The sequence below is a fragment of the Pseudomonas akapageensis genome, assembly GCF_011355085.1.
Lineage (GTDB): Bacteria > Pseudomonadota > Gammaproteobacteria > Pseudomonadales > Pseudomonadaceae > Aquipseudomonas > Aquipseudomonas akapageensis.
The window spans coordinates 45103-60882 of record NZ_VXCP01000045.1 but is presented as its reverse complement, the minus strand read 5'-3'; the positions used below and the strand labels follow the sequence as shown (position 1 = coordinate 60882).

The 15780-nt window shown below is 60.2% G+C and carries 19 protein-coding genes and 1 pseudogene; 16 read left to right on the top strand and 4 right to left on the bottom strand.

Annotation, left to right across the window (positions count from 1 at the left end; genetic code table 11):
• Positions 1-17: 17 nt before the first annotated feature.
• From F2S13_RS24915 to F2S13_RS24845, 15 genes and pseudogenes are all read left to right on the top strand, one after another.
• On the top strand, positions 18-323 hold the full coding sequence (locus F2S13_RS24915; protein ID WP_166365893.1) for an antibiotic biosynthesis monooxygenase: 306 nt from the start codon (positions 18-20) through the stop codon (positions 321-323).
• Positions 324-452: 129 nt separating this feature from the next.
• A pseudogene (locus F2S13_RS24910) lies at positions 453-674 on the top strand (hypothetical protein); the annotation flags it as partial.
• A gap of 362 nt (positions 675-1036) precedes the next feature.
• Positions 1037-1339 (top strand): hypothetical protein, encoded by a 303-nt coding sequence (locus F2S13_RS24905; protein ID WP_166365891.1) that lies wholly within the window; start codon positions 1037-1039, stop codon positions 1337-1339.
• Positions 1340-1345: 6 nt separating this feature from the next.
• The gene (locus F2S13_RS24900) at positions 1346-1960 is read left to right on the top strand and encodes a hypothetical protein (RefSeq protein ID WP_166365889.1); all 615 of its coding nucleotides are present in this window, start codon (positions 1346-1348) and stop codon (positions 1958-1960) included.
• A gap of 129 nt (positions 1961-2089) precedes the next feature.
• Positions 2090-3007 (top strand): citrulline utilization hydrolase CtlX, encoded by a 918-nt coding sequence (ctlX, locus tag F2S13_RS24895; protein ID WP_166365887.1) that lies wholly within the window; start codon positions 2090-2092, stop codon positions 3005-3007.
• A gap of 15 nt (positions 3008-3022) precedes the next feature.
• The gene (locus F2S13_RS24890; protein ID WP_166365885.1) at positions 3023-4069 is read left to right on the top strand and encodes an ornithine cyclodeaminase; all 1047 of its coding nucleotides are present in this window, start codon (positions 3023-3025) and stop codon (positions 4067-4069) included.
• 224 nt (positions 4070-4293) lie between these two features.
• Positions 4294-5073, top strand: coding sequence for an ABC transporter substrate-binding protein (locus F2S13_RS24885; protein ID WP_166365883.1), 780 nt, complete (start codon positions 4294-4296; stop codon positions 5071-5073).
• Positions 5074-5166: 93 nt separating this feature from the next.
• Entirely contained in the window at positions 5167-5871 is a 705-nt protein-coding gene (locus tag F2S13_RS24880; protein ID WP_166365929.1) for an ABC transporter permease, read from the top strand.
• Entirely contained in the window at positions 5868-6581 is a 714-nt protein-coding gene (locus F2S13_RS24875; protein ID WP_166365881.1) for an ABC transporter permease, read from the top strand. Before F2S13_RS24880 ends, F2S13_RS24875 begins: the two co-directional genes overlap by 4 nt.
• A 3-nt stretch (positions 6582-6584) precedes the next feature.
• Positions 6585-7439 carry an ABC transporter ATP-binding protein gene (locus F2S13_RS24870; protein ID WP_166365879.1) on the top strand — a complete coding sequence of 285 codons (855 nt, stop codon included), beginning with the start codon at positions 6585-6587 and terminating at the stop codon, positions 7437-7439.
• Between the two features lie 11 nt (positions 7440-7450).
• Complete coding sequence (locus F2S13_RS24865) at positions 7451-7948, top strand: Lrp/AsnC family transcriptional regulator (protein WP_166365877.1); 498 nt, start codon at positions 7451-7453, stop codon at positions 7946-7948.
• A gap of 141 nt (positions 7949-8089) precedes the next feature.
• On the top strand, positions 8090-9310 hold the full coding sequence (locus tag F2S13_RS24860; RefSeq protein WP_166365875.1) for an RtcB family protein: 1221 nt from the start codon (positions 8090-8092) through the stop codon (positions 9308-9310).
• Positions 9311-9491: 181 nt separating this feature from the next.
• On the top strand, positions 9492-10805 hold the full coding sequence (locus F2S13_RS24855) for a C4-dicarboxylate transporter DctA (RefSeq protein ID WP_166365873.1): 1314 nt from the start codon (positions 9492-9494) through the stop codon (positions 10803-10805).
• A gap of 81 nt (positions 10806-10886) precedes the next feature.
• A complete protein-coding gene (locus F2S13_RS24850) occupies positions 10887-11591 on the top strand; it encodes an FCD domain-containing protein (RefSeq protein WP_166365871.1) in 705 nt (234 codons plus the stop codon).
• A gap of 23 nt (positions 11592-11614) precedes the next feature.
• Positions 11615-12319 carry a GntR family transcriptional regulator gene (locus tag F2S13_RS24845; RefSeq protein ID WP_166365869.1) on the top strand — a complete coding sequence of 235 codons (705 nt, stop codon included), beginning with the start codon at positions 11615-11617 and terminating at the stop codon, positions 12317-12319.
• A gap of 9 nt (positions 12320-12328) precedes the next feature.
• Here the strand turns inward: F2S13_RS24845 and F2S13_RS24840 are convergent, their stop codons facing one another.
• From F2S13_RS24840 to csiR, 4 genes are all read right to left on the bottom strand, one after another.
• Positions 12329-13003, bottom strand: coding sequence for a phosphoribosyltransferase (locus F2S13_RS24840; RefSeq protein WP_166365867.1), 675 nt, complete (start codon positions 13001-13003; stop codon positions 12329-12331).
• 143 nt (positions 13004-13146) lie between these two features.
• Complete coding sequence (locus F2S13_RS24835) at positions 13147-13533, bottom strand: PIN domain-containing protein (protein ID WP_166365865.1); 387 nt, start codon at positions 13531-13533, stop codon at positions 13147-13149.
• Positions 13530-13775 (bottom strand): type II toxin-antitoxin system Phd/YefM family antitoxin, encoded by a 246-nt coding sequence (locus tag F2S13_RS24830; protein WP_166365863.1) that lies wholly within the window; start codon positions 13773-13775, stop codon positions 13530-13532. The genes F2S13_RS24835 and F2S13_RS24830 overlap by 4 nt, the downstream gene beginning before the upstream one ends.
• Before the next feature lie 74 nt (positions 13776-13849).
• On the bottom strand, positions 13850-14533 hold the full coding sequence (gene csiR, locus F2S13_RS24825) for a DNA-binding transcriptional regulator CsiR (RefSeq protein ID WP_166365861.1): 684 nt from the start codon (positions 14531-14533) through the stop codon (positions 13850-13852).
• Between the two features lie 197 nt (positions 14534-14730).
• On the opposite strand from csiR, the gene glaH reads away from it, so the two are divergent.
• Entirely contained in the window at positions 14731-15708 is a 978-nt protein-coding gene (gene glaH, locus F2S13_RS24820; protein ID WP_166365859.1) for a glutarate dioxygenase GlaH, read from the top strand.
• The last annotated feature ends 72 nt before the right edge of the window (positions 15709-15780 follow it).

Below are 15780 nucleotides of genomic sequence, written 5' to 3'. Positions count from 1 at the left end.
CGCAAGCGAGGTGAACGATGATCGTCCGACTCTGGCACGGAAGAACGAAACGCGAGGATGCCGAGCAGTACGAACAATTCATGAGAGTGCGCGCTGCGCCTGACTATGGTTCGGTCGCAGGGTTGTCGAATGTGTATTTCACCCGTCGCGATGAGGGTGCGGTCAGCCACTTTTTGCTGATCACCGTCTGGGACTCCATCGAGGCGGTCAAGCGCTTTGCCGGCGAGCATCCGGAAAAGGCCAAGTACTATGCCGAGGATGATGGGTTTCTGTTGGAGAAAGAAGAAAACGTGGATTTGTATGACGTTTTCTTGAGTGTTTGACTGTCTTGGGACGGCTGCGCCGTCCATCGCGGCGGTCCGGCGATCCGGCAAGACCCGCTCTCATCAAACAAAATATAACCAATTGATTTTTATAGATTAAAATCACGCTGCTTTTACCAGATCCATGCCCAATTTCCGGTGCTCGGCTGGAAAGGCGGTGTGGACCGCACGTTGAAAAAGCAGGAAAAATTCGGCGCGCTCAATTACCTCGCCCAATGGCAAGGCCTGCGGGGTGAAGATTTGTCGATCGATACCAGCCAGGAATACACCCTCACCTGCAGCCGGACCGGGATGGTCGTGATCTTTACGCCGGATCGGGCCAAGTATCTCAATCAGGCGATTGAGGTTGACGATGAGGGCGTCACCATTCTGGGACGGATGACTTCAAGCCCACCAGCACAGTCGCTGTTTGCGTGAAACGCCTCGTACGCCTCGTTCCCACGCTCCGCGTGGGAATGTGTCCGGCGACGCTCTGCGTCGCATTCCAATAGCTCGACGCCGGAGCGTCTGGCTCTGCATTCCCACGCAGAGCGTGGGAACGAGTTCCAACTCAAAATTTCTCGAATATTTCGGAAATCACTGACTTCCTGCACGCCTCCTCGCCGGCAGATTTTCCTGGCTTACCCGGTAGCTTTCATCTCCATGACACGAGCAAGTGAGTAAGCCTATCTTCTCACTTGCTTTATACGAAATTATTCGTATGATTGGTGGAGATGAGGTTGAAAGCCGGATATGGATTCAAGGACGCCAGGTTCAAGGTGATCAACGCTCTGCTTGCCGGTGACTTCCAGCATGAAGCGCGCAATGACATCGACGTGAAGAATCTGTTGGCAACCGGAGAAATCACACCTCATCAACTGGCCGCGTTACTCAGGCACAGTAACGGTGCCCAGCACAGGTGCTCACCCCACCATGTCGATCGCTCGATTATTGTGCATGTGATCATCACCAAAGGTTGGTATGTGAAGTTCTTTTTCCTGGAGCCAGACACCTGGTTCATCAGTGTCCATAGGTAACCCGTCATGAAGTTCTACCAGGAAGGCGATCACGGAAAAGCGCTCTGCACTCACTGCAAGAAGCCGGTCACGACGACGTTCCTGCGACGGGATGTTCCTTTTAGTGACGGAAAAGGCATGGCCAAAGCGATTTTGGTCGGTGTGTGCGATACCTGCAGTCAGGTGGTCTCGATTCCTGCTCAATCCACACCTGCCATCCGAGACGCCCGCCAGAAGGAACTGATCGCAATTGATGCGAATCTTCCTGCGGTTTACATCGACATGCTGGACATGGCTATTCACACCATCGATCAGAGCGGCAGCAGCCAGATGCGCAAGGTCATCCTGGCATTTTTCTTCAATCGCCTGGCCCGCGACACTGCAGCAAAAGCGCTGCTGCAACTGGCCCACAAGGATGCCCAGGATCGTTTCATGGAACCACGCGGCGTCTGTCGACGTCGTCTCTCGATGAAAGTCTCACCGCGCATTGCCAATGATCTGAACGCGTTGATCAACAACACTCACATGAATCAGACCGAATTGCTCAAGTCGGTGATTTATCAGATTCAGAATGATGTGGTCGCAAGCCCGGATCCAGCCCTGCTCAAAGAGCTTGGTGAACTCTCGGCCATCATTTCCTGACCCCAGCCGATTCTGCTGCCCCTCCCCGCTTTTCAGCTTTCCCCGCTGACCACCCCACCCAGTTCAGCCGGAACCCCGTCGTCATCCAGCGGAAAATGAGCCCATTGCCAACCCCTGGATGCGTGCTCAATGCAAACAACAAATACCGTCCTGATGATCCGCCCCACGCGGTTCGCCTTCAACCCCGATACCGCCCTCAACAACCGCTTTCAGCAAGCGTTGCTGGACCCGGAACAGGCGCAGCAAAAAGCGCTGGAAGAGTTCGACAGTTATGTCGATACCCTGCGCCGGCACGGCGTCGAAGTGTTGGTGGTGCAAGACACGCCGGCGCCGCATACCCCGGACTCGATTTTCCCCAACAACTGGTGGAGCAGCCACGCCGACGGCAGCCTGGTGCTCTACCCGATGGAAGGCCAGAACCGTCGCCTGGAGCGCAACAAAGGCGTGCTGCAGGTGCTCGATCAACGGTTCGACATCCGCAACACCATCGACCTCAGCCCGCTGGAGCAGCAGAACCTGTTTCTGGAAGGCACCGGCAGCATGGTCCTGGACCGTGAAAACCGCATCAGTTATGCCTGCCATTCCGGACGCACCCACGTCGATGCCTTGCACCAGTTCGCCGAACGCCTGGACTACCGCGTCTGCGCCTTCCATGCGATCGACCGTCACCAGGCGCCGATCTACCACAGCAACGTCATGATGAGCGTCGGCCGCGACCTCTCGCTGGTCTGCCTGCAGGCGCTGCCGGTGGAAACCGAGCGCCAGGCCCTGCAACGCTCACTGCACGACACCGGCAAGGACATCCTGACTCTGGACTACGACCAGCTCGAAGCCTTCGCCGGCAACATGCTCGAAGTCCACGACAAGGATGGCCAGCCCCTGCTGGTGATGTCCCGTAGCGCCTGGAGTTCGCTGCTGCCGGCCCAGCGCCAGCAGGTCGAGCGCTACACCCGGCCGGTGGTGGTGAACATCGACCATATCGAACGCATCGGTGGCGGCAGCGCCCGTTGCATGCTCGCCGAAGTCCATTTGCCAACGCGCAACTAAATAGAGGAAATCAACATGACCCGCTATATCGACGTCAACGACTTGAGCCACCTGGTTGCCCGTAAAGGCCTGCTGCAATGCCTGTCGGAAATGGCCGAATACATTCGTGAGGATTACCTGCGCTGGCAGGACTTCGAGAAATGCGCGCGACTGGCCAATCATTCCCCTGAGGGGGTGATCGAGCTGATGCCGGTCTCCGATGCCTCGCTCTATGCCTTCAAATACGTCAACGGTCACCCGAAGAACACCCAGAGCGGCATGCTCACGGTGATGGCCTTTGGTGCGCTGGGCGATGTCGACACCGGCAAACCGGTGCTGCTCAGCGAGATGACCCTGACCACGGCGATTCGCACCGCCGCCACCTCGGCCCTCGCCGCACGCTATATGGCCCGCGCCAACTCGCGCAGCATGGCGCTGATCGGCAACGGTTCGCAGAGCGAGTTCCAGGCGCTGGCGTTCCACACCCTGCTGGGCATCGATGAAATTCGCCTGTTCGACATCGACCCGCAGGCCACCCGCAAGCTGGCCAATAACCTGGCCCACTTCCCGGCCATCAAGGTCGTCTTCGCAGGCTCGGTTGCCGAGGCCGTGCGCGGCGCCGATATTGTCACCACCGTGACCGCCGACAAGGCCTACGCCACCATCCTGACCGCAGACATGATCGAGCCGGGGATGCACCTGAATGCCGTCGGTGGCGACTGCCCGGGCAAGACCGAGCTGCACCGCGACATCGTCGAAAGTGCCCGGGTGTTCGTCGAATACGAACCGCAAAGCCGCATCGAAGGCGAGATCCAGCAGATGCCCGCCAACTCGCCTGTCACCGAGTTCTGGCGCGTGGTCCAGGGCGAAGTCACCGGTCGCGACAGCGATCAGGACGTGACCCTGTTCGACTCGGTCGGCTTTGCCCTGGAAGACTATTCCGCGCTGCGCTACGTCCTCGATGTAGCCCGCACTTTGGACATCGGCAGCGAGCTCGAGCTGGTGCCTGACCTGCGCAACCCCAAGGACCTGTTCGCTCGCCTGCAACCACAGGTTGCGCCAGCACAAAAGAAGCGCGCCTGAGTAAAACGCGCTGCCCCGGAGCCTAAACAGGCGATGCCACAGCGGATTCGGCTGTCACAAAAGTTTTAACAGCCGATTCCCGCAGCTCAAAAAGGCTTAACGACAAAAAAAAAACCCAAGCATCACGCATTCTTGGCGCGACCGAAGAGTCAGCAAACGACCACGCCAAGGACAGACACCTTTCTACTGCCCTAATCCAACTACAAAACACAGGGATACTGAAAATGACTTCACTGAAAAAGCTCCTCGCCGTGCTCGTACTGCCGCTGTGCGCCAGCGTCGCGCAAGCCCAGGAATGGAAAGAAATCCGCTTTGGTGTCTTCCCCGATTACCCTCCCTTCGAGTCCGTTGCCGCCGACGGCAGCCTGCAAGGTTTCGACATTGAACTGGGCAATGCCATCTGCGCCAAGCTCGAAGTCAAATGCGTGTGGGTACACAACGAATTCGACGGCATGATCCCGGCCCTGCGCGCACGCAAGTTCGACGCGATCATGTCGTCCATGGCCGTGACCCCGGCGCGGCAGAAGCAGATCGATTTCTCCGACCGCCTGTTCCTCAGCCCGACCTCGGTGATCACCCGCAAGAATGCCGGTTTCGGCGATACGCCCGAATCGCTCAAGGGCAAGCAGATCGGTGTGCTGCAAGGCTCGTTGCAAGAGGCCTACGCCCGCGCCAAGCTGACCCCGCTCGGGGTTCAGGTCAAGGCCTACCAGGCCCAGGACCAGAACTACGCCGACCTGATCAATGGCCGCCTGGACGCCACCCTGACCGACAAACTGGAAGCCGAGCTGAACTTTCTGTCCAAGCCCGAAGGCGCCGACTTCAAGAGCGGCCCGGCGATCAAGGACCCGACCCTGCCCCTGGACATCGCCATGGGCCTGCGCAAGAACGACACCGAGCTGATGGCGCTGATCAACAAGGGCATCGCCGCCGTGCATGCCGACGGCACCTTCGCCGCCATCCAGAAGAAATACGTCGGCGAGCTGGATATCTACAACGAGTGAATCACCGGCCACTGACCCGGCGCTGCCGGGTCAGTGTTGGTCTTCGTCTCCCGCCTTACTGAGACTCTTCCCGTGAATGACTTCCTCGACTCGATGGGCCTGCAGGCCTTGAGCCTGCAAGGCTTTGGCCCCTTGCTGGCGCAAGGCACCTGGATGACCCTCAAACTTGCCGCGCTGTCGCTGCTGCTGAGTCTGGCCCTGGGCCTGATCGGCGCCAGCGCCAAACTGTCCCGGGTGCGTGTACTGCGCATGCCGGCGACGATGTACACCACGCTGATCCGCAGCGTGCCGGACCTGGTCCTGATCCTGCTGATTTTCTACAGCCTGCAACTGTGGCTCAACGACCTGACCGAGCTGATGGGCTGGGGCTACCTGGAAATCGACCCCTTCGATGCCGGGGTCATCACCCTGGGCTTTATCTACGGCGCCTATTTCACCGAAAACTTTCGTGGGGCCATTTTGAGCGTGCCGGCCGGGCAGCTGGAAGCGGCGACCGCTTACGGGCTGAGCAAGGCCCAGCGCTTTCGCCTGGTGCTGTTCCCGCAACTGATGCGCTTTGCCCTGCCGGGCCTGGGCAATAACTGGCTGGTGCTGCTCAAGTCCACGGCACTGGTCTCGATCATCGGCCTGTCGGACCTGGTCAAGGCCGCGCAGAACGCCGGCAAGACCACCAACAACACCTTGTATTTCCTGATCCTTGCGGGCCTGGTCTACCTGGTGATCACCACCCTCTCCAACCGCGTGTTCAAACGCCTGGAGCGGCGCTACAACATCGGCATCAAGGGGTTGGCGCGATGATCGAATTACTGCAGCAATACGGCCCCGCATTCCTCTGGAGTGACGGCAACGGCCTGTCGGGCCTTTCCATGACCCTCTGGCTGTTCATTATCAGCATGGTGCTGGGGTTCTTCATTTCCATCCCCTTGGCGATCGCCCGGGTGTCGGAGCATTTCTGGGTGCGCTGGCCGGTGGAGTTCTACACCTACCTGTTTCGCGGTACGCCGCTCTATATCCAGTTGCTGATTTGCTACACCGGCCTCTACGGCCTTGAGGTGGTACGTGACAGCGCCTTGCTCGACCAGTTTTTCCGCAATGCGTTGAATTGCACCCTGCTGGCCTTCGTGCTCAACACCTGTGCCTACACCGTGGAGATTTTCGCCGGCGCCATTCGCAACATCCCCCATGGTGAAGTTGAAGCGGCAAGGGCCTATGGCCTGTACGGCTGGCGCCTGAACCTGTTCGTGGTGATACCGGCGGCCTTGCGCCGCTCGTTGCCGGCCTACAGCAATGAAGCGATCCTGATGCTGCACGCCACCTCGCTGGCCTTCACCGCGACCATCGCCGACATCCTCAAGGTGGCCCGTGACGCCAACGCCGCAACCTTTTTGACATTCCAGTCGTTCGGCATCGCCGCATTGCTCTACATGCTGCTGTCGTTTGCCCTGGTCGGCGCGTTCCGCCTGGCCGAGCGCCGCTGGATGACCTTTCTCGCTCCTACCCGAGGCTAACCCATGAAACCATCCGTACAAGCCTTGTCGTCGCACCCGAACACCCCGACCCGATCGCGCCCGGCCGGGCACAGCCATGCCGTCGCCGACAGCGCCGCCGTCAAGCTCAAGGTCCAGGACCTGTACAAGCGCTATGGCGACCACGAAGTGCTCAAGGGTGTTTCGCTGCACGCCAGGAGCGGCGATGTGATCAGCATGATCGGCGCCAGTGGCTCGGGCAAAAGTACCATGCTGCGCTGCATCAACTTCCTCGAACAACCCGACGCCGGCAGCATCACCCTCGATGGCCAGACCATCGAGATGCGCCAGGGCAAAGGCGGTGCCCGCGCCCCGCATCCGGCGCAATTGCAGAACCTGCGCACGCGCCTGGCCATGGTCTTCCAGCACTTCAACCTGTGGAGCCACATGACGGTGCTGGAGAACATCTGCATGGCCCCGCGCCGCGTGCTCGGGGTCAGCGCCCAGGAGGCCGAGGCCCGCGCCCGCGCCTATCTGGACAAGGTCGGGCTGCCAGGCCGGGTTGCCGATCAATACCCGGCGTTCCTCTCCGGCGGGCAACAGCAACGCGTGGCCATTGCCCGGGCCCTGGCCATGGAGCCGGAGATCATCCTGTTCGACGAACCGACCTCGGCGCTCGACCCGGAACTGGTCGGCGAAGTGCTCAAAGTCATACAGACGTTGGCTGAGGAAGGCCGTACCATGGTCATGGTCACCCATGAAATGGGCTTTGCCCGGCAGGTCTCGAGCCAGGTGCTGTTTCTGCACCAGGGAAGGGTCGAGGAACAGGGCGGCGCCGAGATACTCGACCAGCCGCGCAGTGAACGCCTGCAGCAATTCCTGTCCAACCGATTGAAGTGAATAACCTGACAATGGATACGAAGGCCAACGGCAACCACTCCTCGCCGCCACTGGACCGCATCGATGAGGCGATCATCGATGTACTGCGCCACCAGGGGCGGATCACCTACGAAAAGCTGTCGTCATTGGTACACCTCACGCCCAGGCCCTGCCTGGAACGGGTGCGCAAGCTCGAACGGCGCGGGGTGATTCGCGGGTACGGGGCGATCATCGATGTGCAGATGGTGTCCCCGGGGCTGTCGCTGCTGGTGCTGGTCGCCCTCTCCAACCAGAGCGGCCGCGCCGCCCAGAAAGCCTTCGAAGCCTGCGTCAAGGCCTGCCCGCAGGTGTTCGAATGCCAGCTTATCAGCGGGCCCTTCGATTACAGTCTGCGCATGCGCTGCAAGGACATGGAGCACTATCGGGTGTTGACCGAGACCTGGTTGAACAATGATGAGCTGCATATCGACAAGCTGGTAGCGCATCCGGAGTTGGCGGTGGTGAAGAATACGGCGACTCAGTTGGTTTGATGTTGTCTGGGCGGGCCTCATCGCTGGCAAGCCAGCTCCCACAGGGGCCGGTGGTGCACATTCCCTGTGGGAGCTGGCTTGCCAGCGATAGGGCCCGCAAGAACAGCGTAAAATATTCCTGACCCCGCACAGGAATCGCCCATGCCCACCTACGATCTGCTCGAAGTCCCAGGCTCCAAGCCCATCAAGCTCTGGACCCAGGGCGTGCCCGTCGAGCCCGAAGCCCGCGCACAGCTGATCGACACCGCCAGACTGCCGTTCATCTTCAAGCACCTGGCCGTCATGCCGGACGTGCACCTGGGCAAAGGCTCGACCATCGGCAGCGTGATCCCCACCGTTGGCGCGATCATCCCCGCCGCCGTGGGCGTGGACATCGGTTGCGGCATGATCGCCGTGCGCACTTCGCTGACCGCCGCCGACCTGCCCGACAACCTGAGTCGCCTGCGCAGTGCCATCGAGAAAGCGGTGCCCCATGGACGCAGTTTCGGCCGAAACAAGCGCGACACGGGCGCCTGGGACAACGTACCCGGCGCCGCGGACCACGCCTGGAAAGCACTGGCCGGACGCTTCAAGGCCATCACCGACAAATACCCGCGCCTGGAAAAAACCAACAACCGTCACCATCTGGGCACCCTGGGTACCGGCAACCATTTCATCGAAGTCTGCCTGGACGAGGTCAACCGCGTCTGGTTCATGCTGCACAGCGGTTCACGCGGGGTCGGCAACGCCATCGGTACACAGTTCATCGAACTGGCGCAGGCCGACATGCGCCAGCACATCGCCAACCTTCCCCACCGCGACCTGGCCTATTTCGAGGAAGGCAACCGGCATTTCGCCGACTATGTCGAGGCCGTCGGCTGGGCCCAGGATTTCGCCCGGCAGAACCGCGCCCTGATGATGCAGGCGGTCATCGGCGCGGCGCGGCAAGCCATTGCCAAGCCCTTCGAAGCCGAACTCGAGGCAGTGAACTGCCACCACAACTATGTGCAAAAGGAACGGCATTTCGGCCGGGAGGTACTGGTTACCCGCAAGGGCGCGGTATCGGCGCAAAAGGGTGAACTGGGCATCATCCCCGGCTCCATGGGGGCCAAGAGCTTCATTGTCCGTGGTCTGGGCAACGAGGAATCGTTCTGCTCCTGCAGCCACGGTGCAGGCCGGGTCATGAGCCGGACCCAGGCGAAAAAACTGTTCACCGTGGCCGACCAGATCCGCGCCACCGCCCATGTGGAATGCCGCAAGGACGCCGACGTCATTGATGAAATCCCGATGGCCTACAAGGACATCGACCGCGTCATGGAGGCCCAGCGCGAACTGGTGGAAATCGTGCATACCCTGCGACAAGTGGTGTGCGTAAAAGGATGACAAAGCTCCAGTGTCGAACTGGTCAGACCGGTAAAACCAAAAAAACCCCAAACCCTCTTGTACGCCCCCAAGAAAAGCGTATTCTGAGCGTGCACTGGACATACCGGTAAGACCACAACAATTAAGTCCTCGCTCATTGCCCCAGGCACCGACGCCAGGACACCGACCAGAGATCCTCCCCATGCTCAGATGGTGCTCGCGTTCGATCTTCCTCCAAGTCGTTGTAGGCCTGCTGCTCGGCATCGCTTGCGGCCTCAGCTTTCCCGAATACTCCATTCAGCTCAAACCCTTGGGTGACGGCTTTATCAAGCTGATCAAGATGCTGATCGGGCTGATCGTTTTCTGCGTGGTAGTCAGCGGCATTTCCGGCGCTGGCGATTTGAAGAAGGTCGGCAGGATCGGCCTCAAGTCAGTCATCTACTTCGAAATCCTCACCACCCTGGCCCTGGTCATCGGCCTGGTCTTCGCCTTCAGTTCCGGCATCGGCAGCGGCGCCAACATCCATCTGGATCAACTGGCGAATGCGGACATGGGCGACCTGGCCGAACGCGGCAAACACATGCACAGCACCACCCAGTTCCTCATGGACCTGATCCCGACCTCGGTGGTCGGCGCCTTTGCCGACAACAACATCCTGCAAGTGCTGCTGTTTTCGGTGTTGTTCGGCAGTGCGCTGAACCTGGTCGGCGAAGCGGCGTCGGGGATATCCCGGCTGATCAATGAACTGAGCCATGTGATTTTCCGCATCATGGGCATGATCGTGCGCCTGGCCCCTATCGGCGTGTTCGGCGCCATCGCCTTCACCACCAGCAAGTACGGCCTGGACTCGCTGCAACACCTGGGCGGCCTGGTTGCCTTGTTCTACCTGACCTGCACAGCCTTCGTCCTGCTGGTGCTGGGGCTGGTGATGCGCCTGTCGGGGCTGCGTATCCTGCCGTTGCTGAAATACCTGCGCGAAGAGCTGCTGATCGTACTGGGCACCGCTTCGTCCGACGCCGTATTGCCACAGATCATGCGTAAACTCGAACACCTGGGGATCGGCAGCTCCACCGTCGGCCTGGTGATCCCGACCGGTTATTCCTTCAACCTGGACGGCTTCTCCATCTACCTGACCCTGGCCATCGTGTTCATTGCCAACGCCACCGGTACGCCGCTGTCGATGTCAGACCTGCTGACGATTCTGCTGGTGTCGCTGATCACCTCCAAGGGTGCCCACGGCATCCCGGGGTCGGCGCTGGTGATCCTGGCCGCGACCCTGACCGCCATTCCGGCCATCCCGGTGGTCGGCCTGGTGCTGGTACTGGCCGTGGACTGGTTCATGGGCATCGGCCGCGCCTTGACCAACCTCATCGGCAACTGCGTGGCCACCGTGGCCATCGCCCGCTGGGAAAAAGACATCGACACAACCCGCGCCAACAACGTATTGGCCGGCAAGGAAGGCTTCACCTTCCAACCCAGAAAAACAGCACCCACGGTGCACCACCAACAGTTCTGATAGCTGTACCGGAGCCTGCCTTGTGCAGGCCCCGGCCCAGGCGGAACAATGACTTTTACTGCCTTTTTCATGGAGCAAACAGTGATCACCTCTTCAACCGTCGTCAATTCGGTCGTGGAAAAACTCCGAGAAGCCCTGGCCCGTGGCCAGTGGCGCTCAGGCGATATGCTGCCGGGTCAACGCGAACTGGCCGAACAGCTGGGTATCAGCCGCCCGAGCCTGCGCGAGGCGGTCATCGTGCTGGAAACCCTGGGGCTGGTGCGCTCGATGCCCGGCAAGGGCGTGGTGGTGCTCGATGGCGCCCCGAGTGAACCGCAACGCAGCGACAGCGCAGTAGCCGGTGCCAGCCTCGAAGACGTCCTGCAGCTGCGCTATACCCTCGAGCCCTTCATCGTCGGACTGGTCGCCCAGTCGATCAGTAGCAAGGAAGTCGGCCAACTGCGCCTGACCCTGATGGACATGCGCGAAGCACTGGAAGCCAATGACAGCGAAGCCGGCCTGAACGCCTACATCGCCTTCCACGAAGAACTCTTCACCCTGACGTCCAACCCGATCTTTCAGAACGTGGTGCAGCAGACCAGCAACGCCCTCAAGCAAAGCGCCGAAATGCTGCGCAACTCGCCCGAACACCTGGCCGAACGCCTGCAGGAAAACGAAGCCGTGGTGCGCGCCATCCGCAACAAGAACAGCGCCCTGGCCAGCGCCGAAATGCGCAAGCACATCATTCAGGAAGGCCTGCGCATGGGCATCACCCTGAACATTCCCGATGACAATCTGGGCAAATGACGCCACGTCCCTGGAGGCAAACGATGAACACAACCCGCCAACAGCCTCTTGCGTCGGGCGCAAGCAAAGTCTCGGTAAAGTCTATCTACCCGCAGATTTTCGACGCGATCCTGGAGCAACGCCTGGCCCCAGGCACCCCGCTGACCGAAGAGGCACTGGCGCAGGTTTTCGGTGTCAGCCGCACAATCATCCGCGGTGTACTGGCGAAGCTGTCGCACCAGAACGTCATCTTCCAGCGGCCCAATCACAAGGCCCAGGTCGCCGCTCCCGACAGCGAGCAAACCCAGCAGATCCTGCACGCCCGACGCCTGGCCGAAACTACCCTGATCGGCCTGGCCGCGCAGAACCCGAAACCGGCGCAATTGCGCCAGCTGCGAGAATTGATCGACAACGAGCGCCAGCACCATGAACAGGGTCAGCGCTGCGCCGCCATCCGCCTGGGCGGTGAGTTCCACCTGCAGTTGGCCAACCTGGCCGGCAACGCGCCGCTGGCACAGTTTCTCAACGACCTGCTGCCGCTGACCTCACTGATCATCGCCCAATTCGAAGAGCAGCCCTGCAGCCACTGCGCCTGGCAGGAACACGCGGCGATCGTCGACGCGCTCGAGCAGCGGGACGCCCCCGGCGCACTGCGTTTGATGAATGAACACCTGGACCGAATCGAAGCCAAGCTGGTGACACGGCGGGTAGCGGTCGCCGGGGATGTGCTGAAAGTCTTCAGCGAGTGAGGCATCGAGCTAACCCAGGGCTCGCCGCGCCTTGTCCAGTAACTCGATGACCTCCTCGTCGCTGGTCTGTTCGAAATGCGCGTACTGTGCGCCGACCGATCCGAACCAGTCGGGGACGACCGGACACACCAGCTCATCCACCAGCGGCCGCAAGCTTTCCAGGCTTTCCCGAGGCCCGACCGGCACAGCCAGAATCAGGCGCTTGAGCTGCTCCCCTGCCAGCGACATCAGCACGACCCGGGCGGTATTGCCGGTGGCAATGCCGTCGTCGACGACGATGACCTCGCGCCCTGCCAGCAAGGGCGACGGTCGATGGCCGCAGTAGAGTTCGCGGCGCCGCCGGATTTCCTCGAGCTGCCGCGCTTTTGCATCTTCGAACCAGTGCGCCGACATGCCCATCGAATCAAGCAGGATCTGGTCGACGACGCAGATCGGTTCAGGGCCATCGACAATCGCACCGATGGCGAACTCCTCATGGCCGGGTGCACCGATCTTGCGCGACAGGACCACGTCCAGCGGCGCGTTGAAAGCCCGGGCGATTTCGTAGCCCACCGGCACCCCGCCCCGGGGCAACGCCAAAACAACGGGTGTTTCCGTCAACAACGGGCGCAGCGCTTCGACCAGGGCCTTGCCGGCTTCCTGACGATCCCGGAAGACCGGTGAAAAAGATGAATAGGAATGCATGCTGACACTCCTCTTGTGAAGGTGTGTGCTGCCGGCGTGAAAATTCCGGCGCGGCAAGCAGCGCCTGCTGTGTTGCCTATAGATGAATTATGCGCCCGGACGGGAAAATTGGCGTCGCTACCAGGGTATTTGAATCGAGTTGCTCAGACCTTTCGCACCGGTCCCGGGTATTGTGCAACTAACGCATCAGCTGTCAGCAAGGTGATGCCTTCGACGGTTGCCTGGGCGACGAGTATGCGATCAAACGGGTCTTTGTGTATCGGTGGAAGACTATCGATGGCGACAGCATGATCGCTACCGATGGGAAGTTCCTTGTAGCCGTTGTCGAGCAATCCCCGGCGCAGAACACGTGCATTGACCTGAAAGTCGTCTCGTCCCAACCCATGCTTTATCGCGATTTCCCACAAGCTGGCAGCACTGAAGAACAAATCGTTTTCAGGCGCGCCAATCAACTCACGGGCGTCAAGTGACAGACGCTCTGGATCCCCGGCAGCCCACAAAAGCATGTGCGTATCGAGCAGCAACTTCACTGTTCACCGCCAAACATTTGCTCGATTTCCGCACTCCCCATCTGATCAAAATCAGCAGGCACCTTTATTTCACCAACCATGAAGCCCAGGCGTTTCATGTGATCCGGTGCCGGAGTGTTCAAGGACATCACCTTGACGAGGGGTTTGCCCGCTTTGGCAATCACAAAGGGCTCACCATTCACGGCCTCATCGATCAGGCGCGATAAATGAGTCTTGGCTTCATGGATATTGACTGTGTGCATAAGCACCCCCCAAAACAAACTAAGTTCAGTTAGTTTGGTCCAGACTATCCGAAACGGCAAGCCCAGTTGCCGCCTTAAGCCCTTTGCTTCATCACCTCGACAATGATCGGCACCGGCGTCATCAAGTGGGTGCGCATCATCGCGCTGGCCCGTGGCGCGTCGCGCGCCAGGATGGCTTCGACCAGCGCGGCGTGTTCCTTGCGCTTGAGTTCCAGGGCTTCTTCGGAGAACACCGTCTGGGTCAACCACAGGTGGCGGTAGCGCTCGGCCTGGTCGAACAGGTAGCCGCGCGCCTGCAACAGGTGCTTGGAGCCGCAACCGGCAGCGATGGCGGTATGGAAGGCCTTGTGCCGTTCATCCCAGACATCGAGTACCTGTTCGCGAGTTTTCACGTCCATCACCTTCGACAAGGTATGGCACTGGGCGAGGATCTGCGCTTCCCAGGCATCGTCGCCGCGCTCGATGGCCAGGCCCACGATCATCGCTTCCAGGTTGGCGCGGGCGTCGTAGATGTCCTGCATTTCCTGCAGCGACATGGGCGCGACCCGGTAGCCCTTCTGACTGATGACCACCACCAGGTGCTCGGCCACCAGTTGTGACAGGGCCTCGCGCAGCGGACCGACGCCCAGGTCATAGCGCTCCTTGAGCCCGCTCATGAGGAGCTTTTCACCGGGTTTGAACACGCCACGGATGATGTCCTGCTTGAGCCACTCATACCCGCTGATTGCAGAGTTCTGCTTGGGGGTGAGGCTATCCAAGGTGCTGCTCCTAGAACTGGGTCAAAACCCAATCATACCCAATCATCTATCAGACGAAAAACATTAGACGAAAGTATATTTTGTCGCCTCTACACAAAAATGTAGACATTTTTAATGGATGGCGATATTTTTGCTCCATGCCTGATCCAGATCAATCCAGACAGGCGCCAATCACTACCTTCTGACCAGGAACTGCCATGAACGCCTTTACTCAGATTCAGGACCTTGTGATGCCACTGCCATCGGAGAGCAAGGGCTTCACCCTCACCCCCTCCAGGCAGTCGCCGCGCCTGCTGGAACTGAAATTCGCCAAGGAAACCGTCGACGCCTTCGTCAAGGCGGTGGCCGAGTGGCCGGTCCAGGCACTGGAGTACAAGTCGTTCCTGCGGTTCCGCGTCGGCCAGGTCCTCGACGAACTGTGCGAAGGCACCCTGCGCCCGGTACTGGTCAACACCATCCTGGACCGCGCCACCGGCGGCCTGCTGGTCACCCCCGAAGGTCTGAACGATGTGAGCCAGGCCGATGACATGGTCAAGTTCTCCTCGGCCGTGGCCCACCTGATCGGTCGTTCCAACTTCGACGCGATGAGCGGCCAGTTCTACGCCCGCTTTGTGGTGGTGAACACCGACAACTCCGACAGCTACCTGCGCCAGCCACACCGCGTGATGGAACTGCACAACGACGGCACCTTCGTCCAGGAACGCACCGACTACGTGCTGATGATGAAGATCGACGAGCAGAACATGGAAGGCGGCAACACCCTGCTGCTGCACCTGGACGACTGGGAAGATCTGAACCAGTACTACACTCATCCGCTGGCCCGTCGTGAAATGCGCTTCACCGCGCCACCGAGCAAGAACGTGCGTGAAGACGTGTTCCATGCCGTGTTCGACAACGATGCCGAAGGTCGCCCGACCATGCGCTACATCGACCAGTTCGTGCAGCCCAAGGACTTCGAGGAAGGCATCTGGCTGAACTCCATGAGCGAATCCCTGGAAGGCAGCGAGAACAAGGTGTCGGTACCGGTGCCGGTCGGCAGCTTCGTGCTGGTCAACAACATGTTCTGGCTGCACGGCCGTGACCGCTTCACCGCCCACGAAGGCCTGCGCCGCGAGCTGATGCGCCAGCGCGGCTACATCAGCTACCAGAAAACCATGTACCAGCGCGGCCAGTAATGCTCGCCAAGCGCTGAAATGACAGGGCCACCGCGTGTGGCCCTCGTCGTTCCCAAATAAATACATTCAGGC

Excerpts from the sequence above, each read along its gene's own strand:
- F2S13_RS24915 (WP_166365893.1), top strand. The coding sequence starts at position 18 with ATGATCGTCCGACTCTGGCACGGAAGAACGAAACGCGAGGATGCCGAG.
- F2S13_RS24905 (WP_166365891.1), top strand. The coding sequence starts at position 1,037 with ATGAGGTTGAAAGCCGGATATGGATTCAAGGACGCCAGGTTCAAGGTG.
- F2S13_RS24900 (WP_166365889.1), top strand. The coding sequence starts at position 1,346 with ATGAAGTTCTACCAGGAAGGCGATCACGGAAAAGCGCTCTGCACTCAC.
- ctlX (WP_166365887.1), top strand. The coding sequence starts at position 2,090 with ATGCAAACAACAAATACCGTCCTGATGATCCGCCCCACGCGGTTCGCC.
- F2S13_RS24890 (WP_166365885.1), top strand. The coding sequence starts at position 3,023 with ATGACCCGCTATATCGACGTCAACGACTTGAGCCACCTGGTTGCCCGT.
- F2S13_RS24885 (WP_166365883.1), top strand. The coding sequence starts at position 4,294 with ATGACTTCACTGAAAAAGCTCCTCGCCGTGCTCGTACTGCCGCTGTGC.
- F2S13_RS24880 (WP_166365929.1), top strand. The coding sequence starts at position 5,167 with ATGGGCCTGCAGGCCTTGAGCCTGCAAGGCTTTGGCCCCTTGCTGGCG.
- F2S13_RS24875 (WP_166365881.1), top strand. The coding sequence starts at position 5,868 with ATGATCGAATTACTGCAGCAATACGGCCCCGCATTCCTCTGGAGTGAC.
- F2S13_RS24870 (WP_166365879.1), top strand. The coding sequence starts at position 6,585 with ATGAAACCATCCGTACAAGCCTTGTCGTCGCACCCGAACACCCCGACC.
- F2S13_RS24865 (WP_166365877.1), top strand. The coding sequence starts at position 7,451 with ATGGATACGAAGGCCAACGGCAACCACTCCTCGCCGCCACTGGACCGC.
- F2S13_RS24860 (WP_166365875.1), top strand. The coding sequence starts at position 8,090 with ATGCCCACCTACGATCTGCTCGAAGTCCCAGGCTCCAAGCCCATCAAG.
- F2S13_RS24855 (WP_166365873.1), top strand. The coding sequence starts at position 9,492 with ATGCTCAGATGGTGCTCGCGTTCGATCTTCCTCCAAGTCGTTGTAGGC.
- F2S13_RS24845 (WP_166365869.1), top strand. The coding sequence starts at position 11,615 with ATGAACACAACCCGCCAACAGCCTCTTGCGTCGGGCGCAAGCAAAGTC.
- F2S13_RS24840 (WP_166365867.1), bottom strand. The coding sequence starts at position 13,003 with ATGCATTCCTATTCATCTTTTTCACCGGTCTTCCGGGATCGTCAGGAA.
- F2S13_RS24830 (WP_166365863.1), bottom strand. The coding sequence starts at position 13,775 with ATGCACACAGTCAATATCCATGAAGCCAAGACTCATTTATCGCGCCTG.
- glaH (WP_166365859.1), top strand. The coding sequence starts at position 14,731 with ATGAACGCCTTTACTCAGATTCAGGACCTTGTGATGCCACTGCCATCG.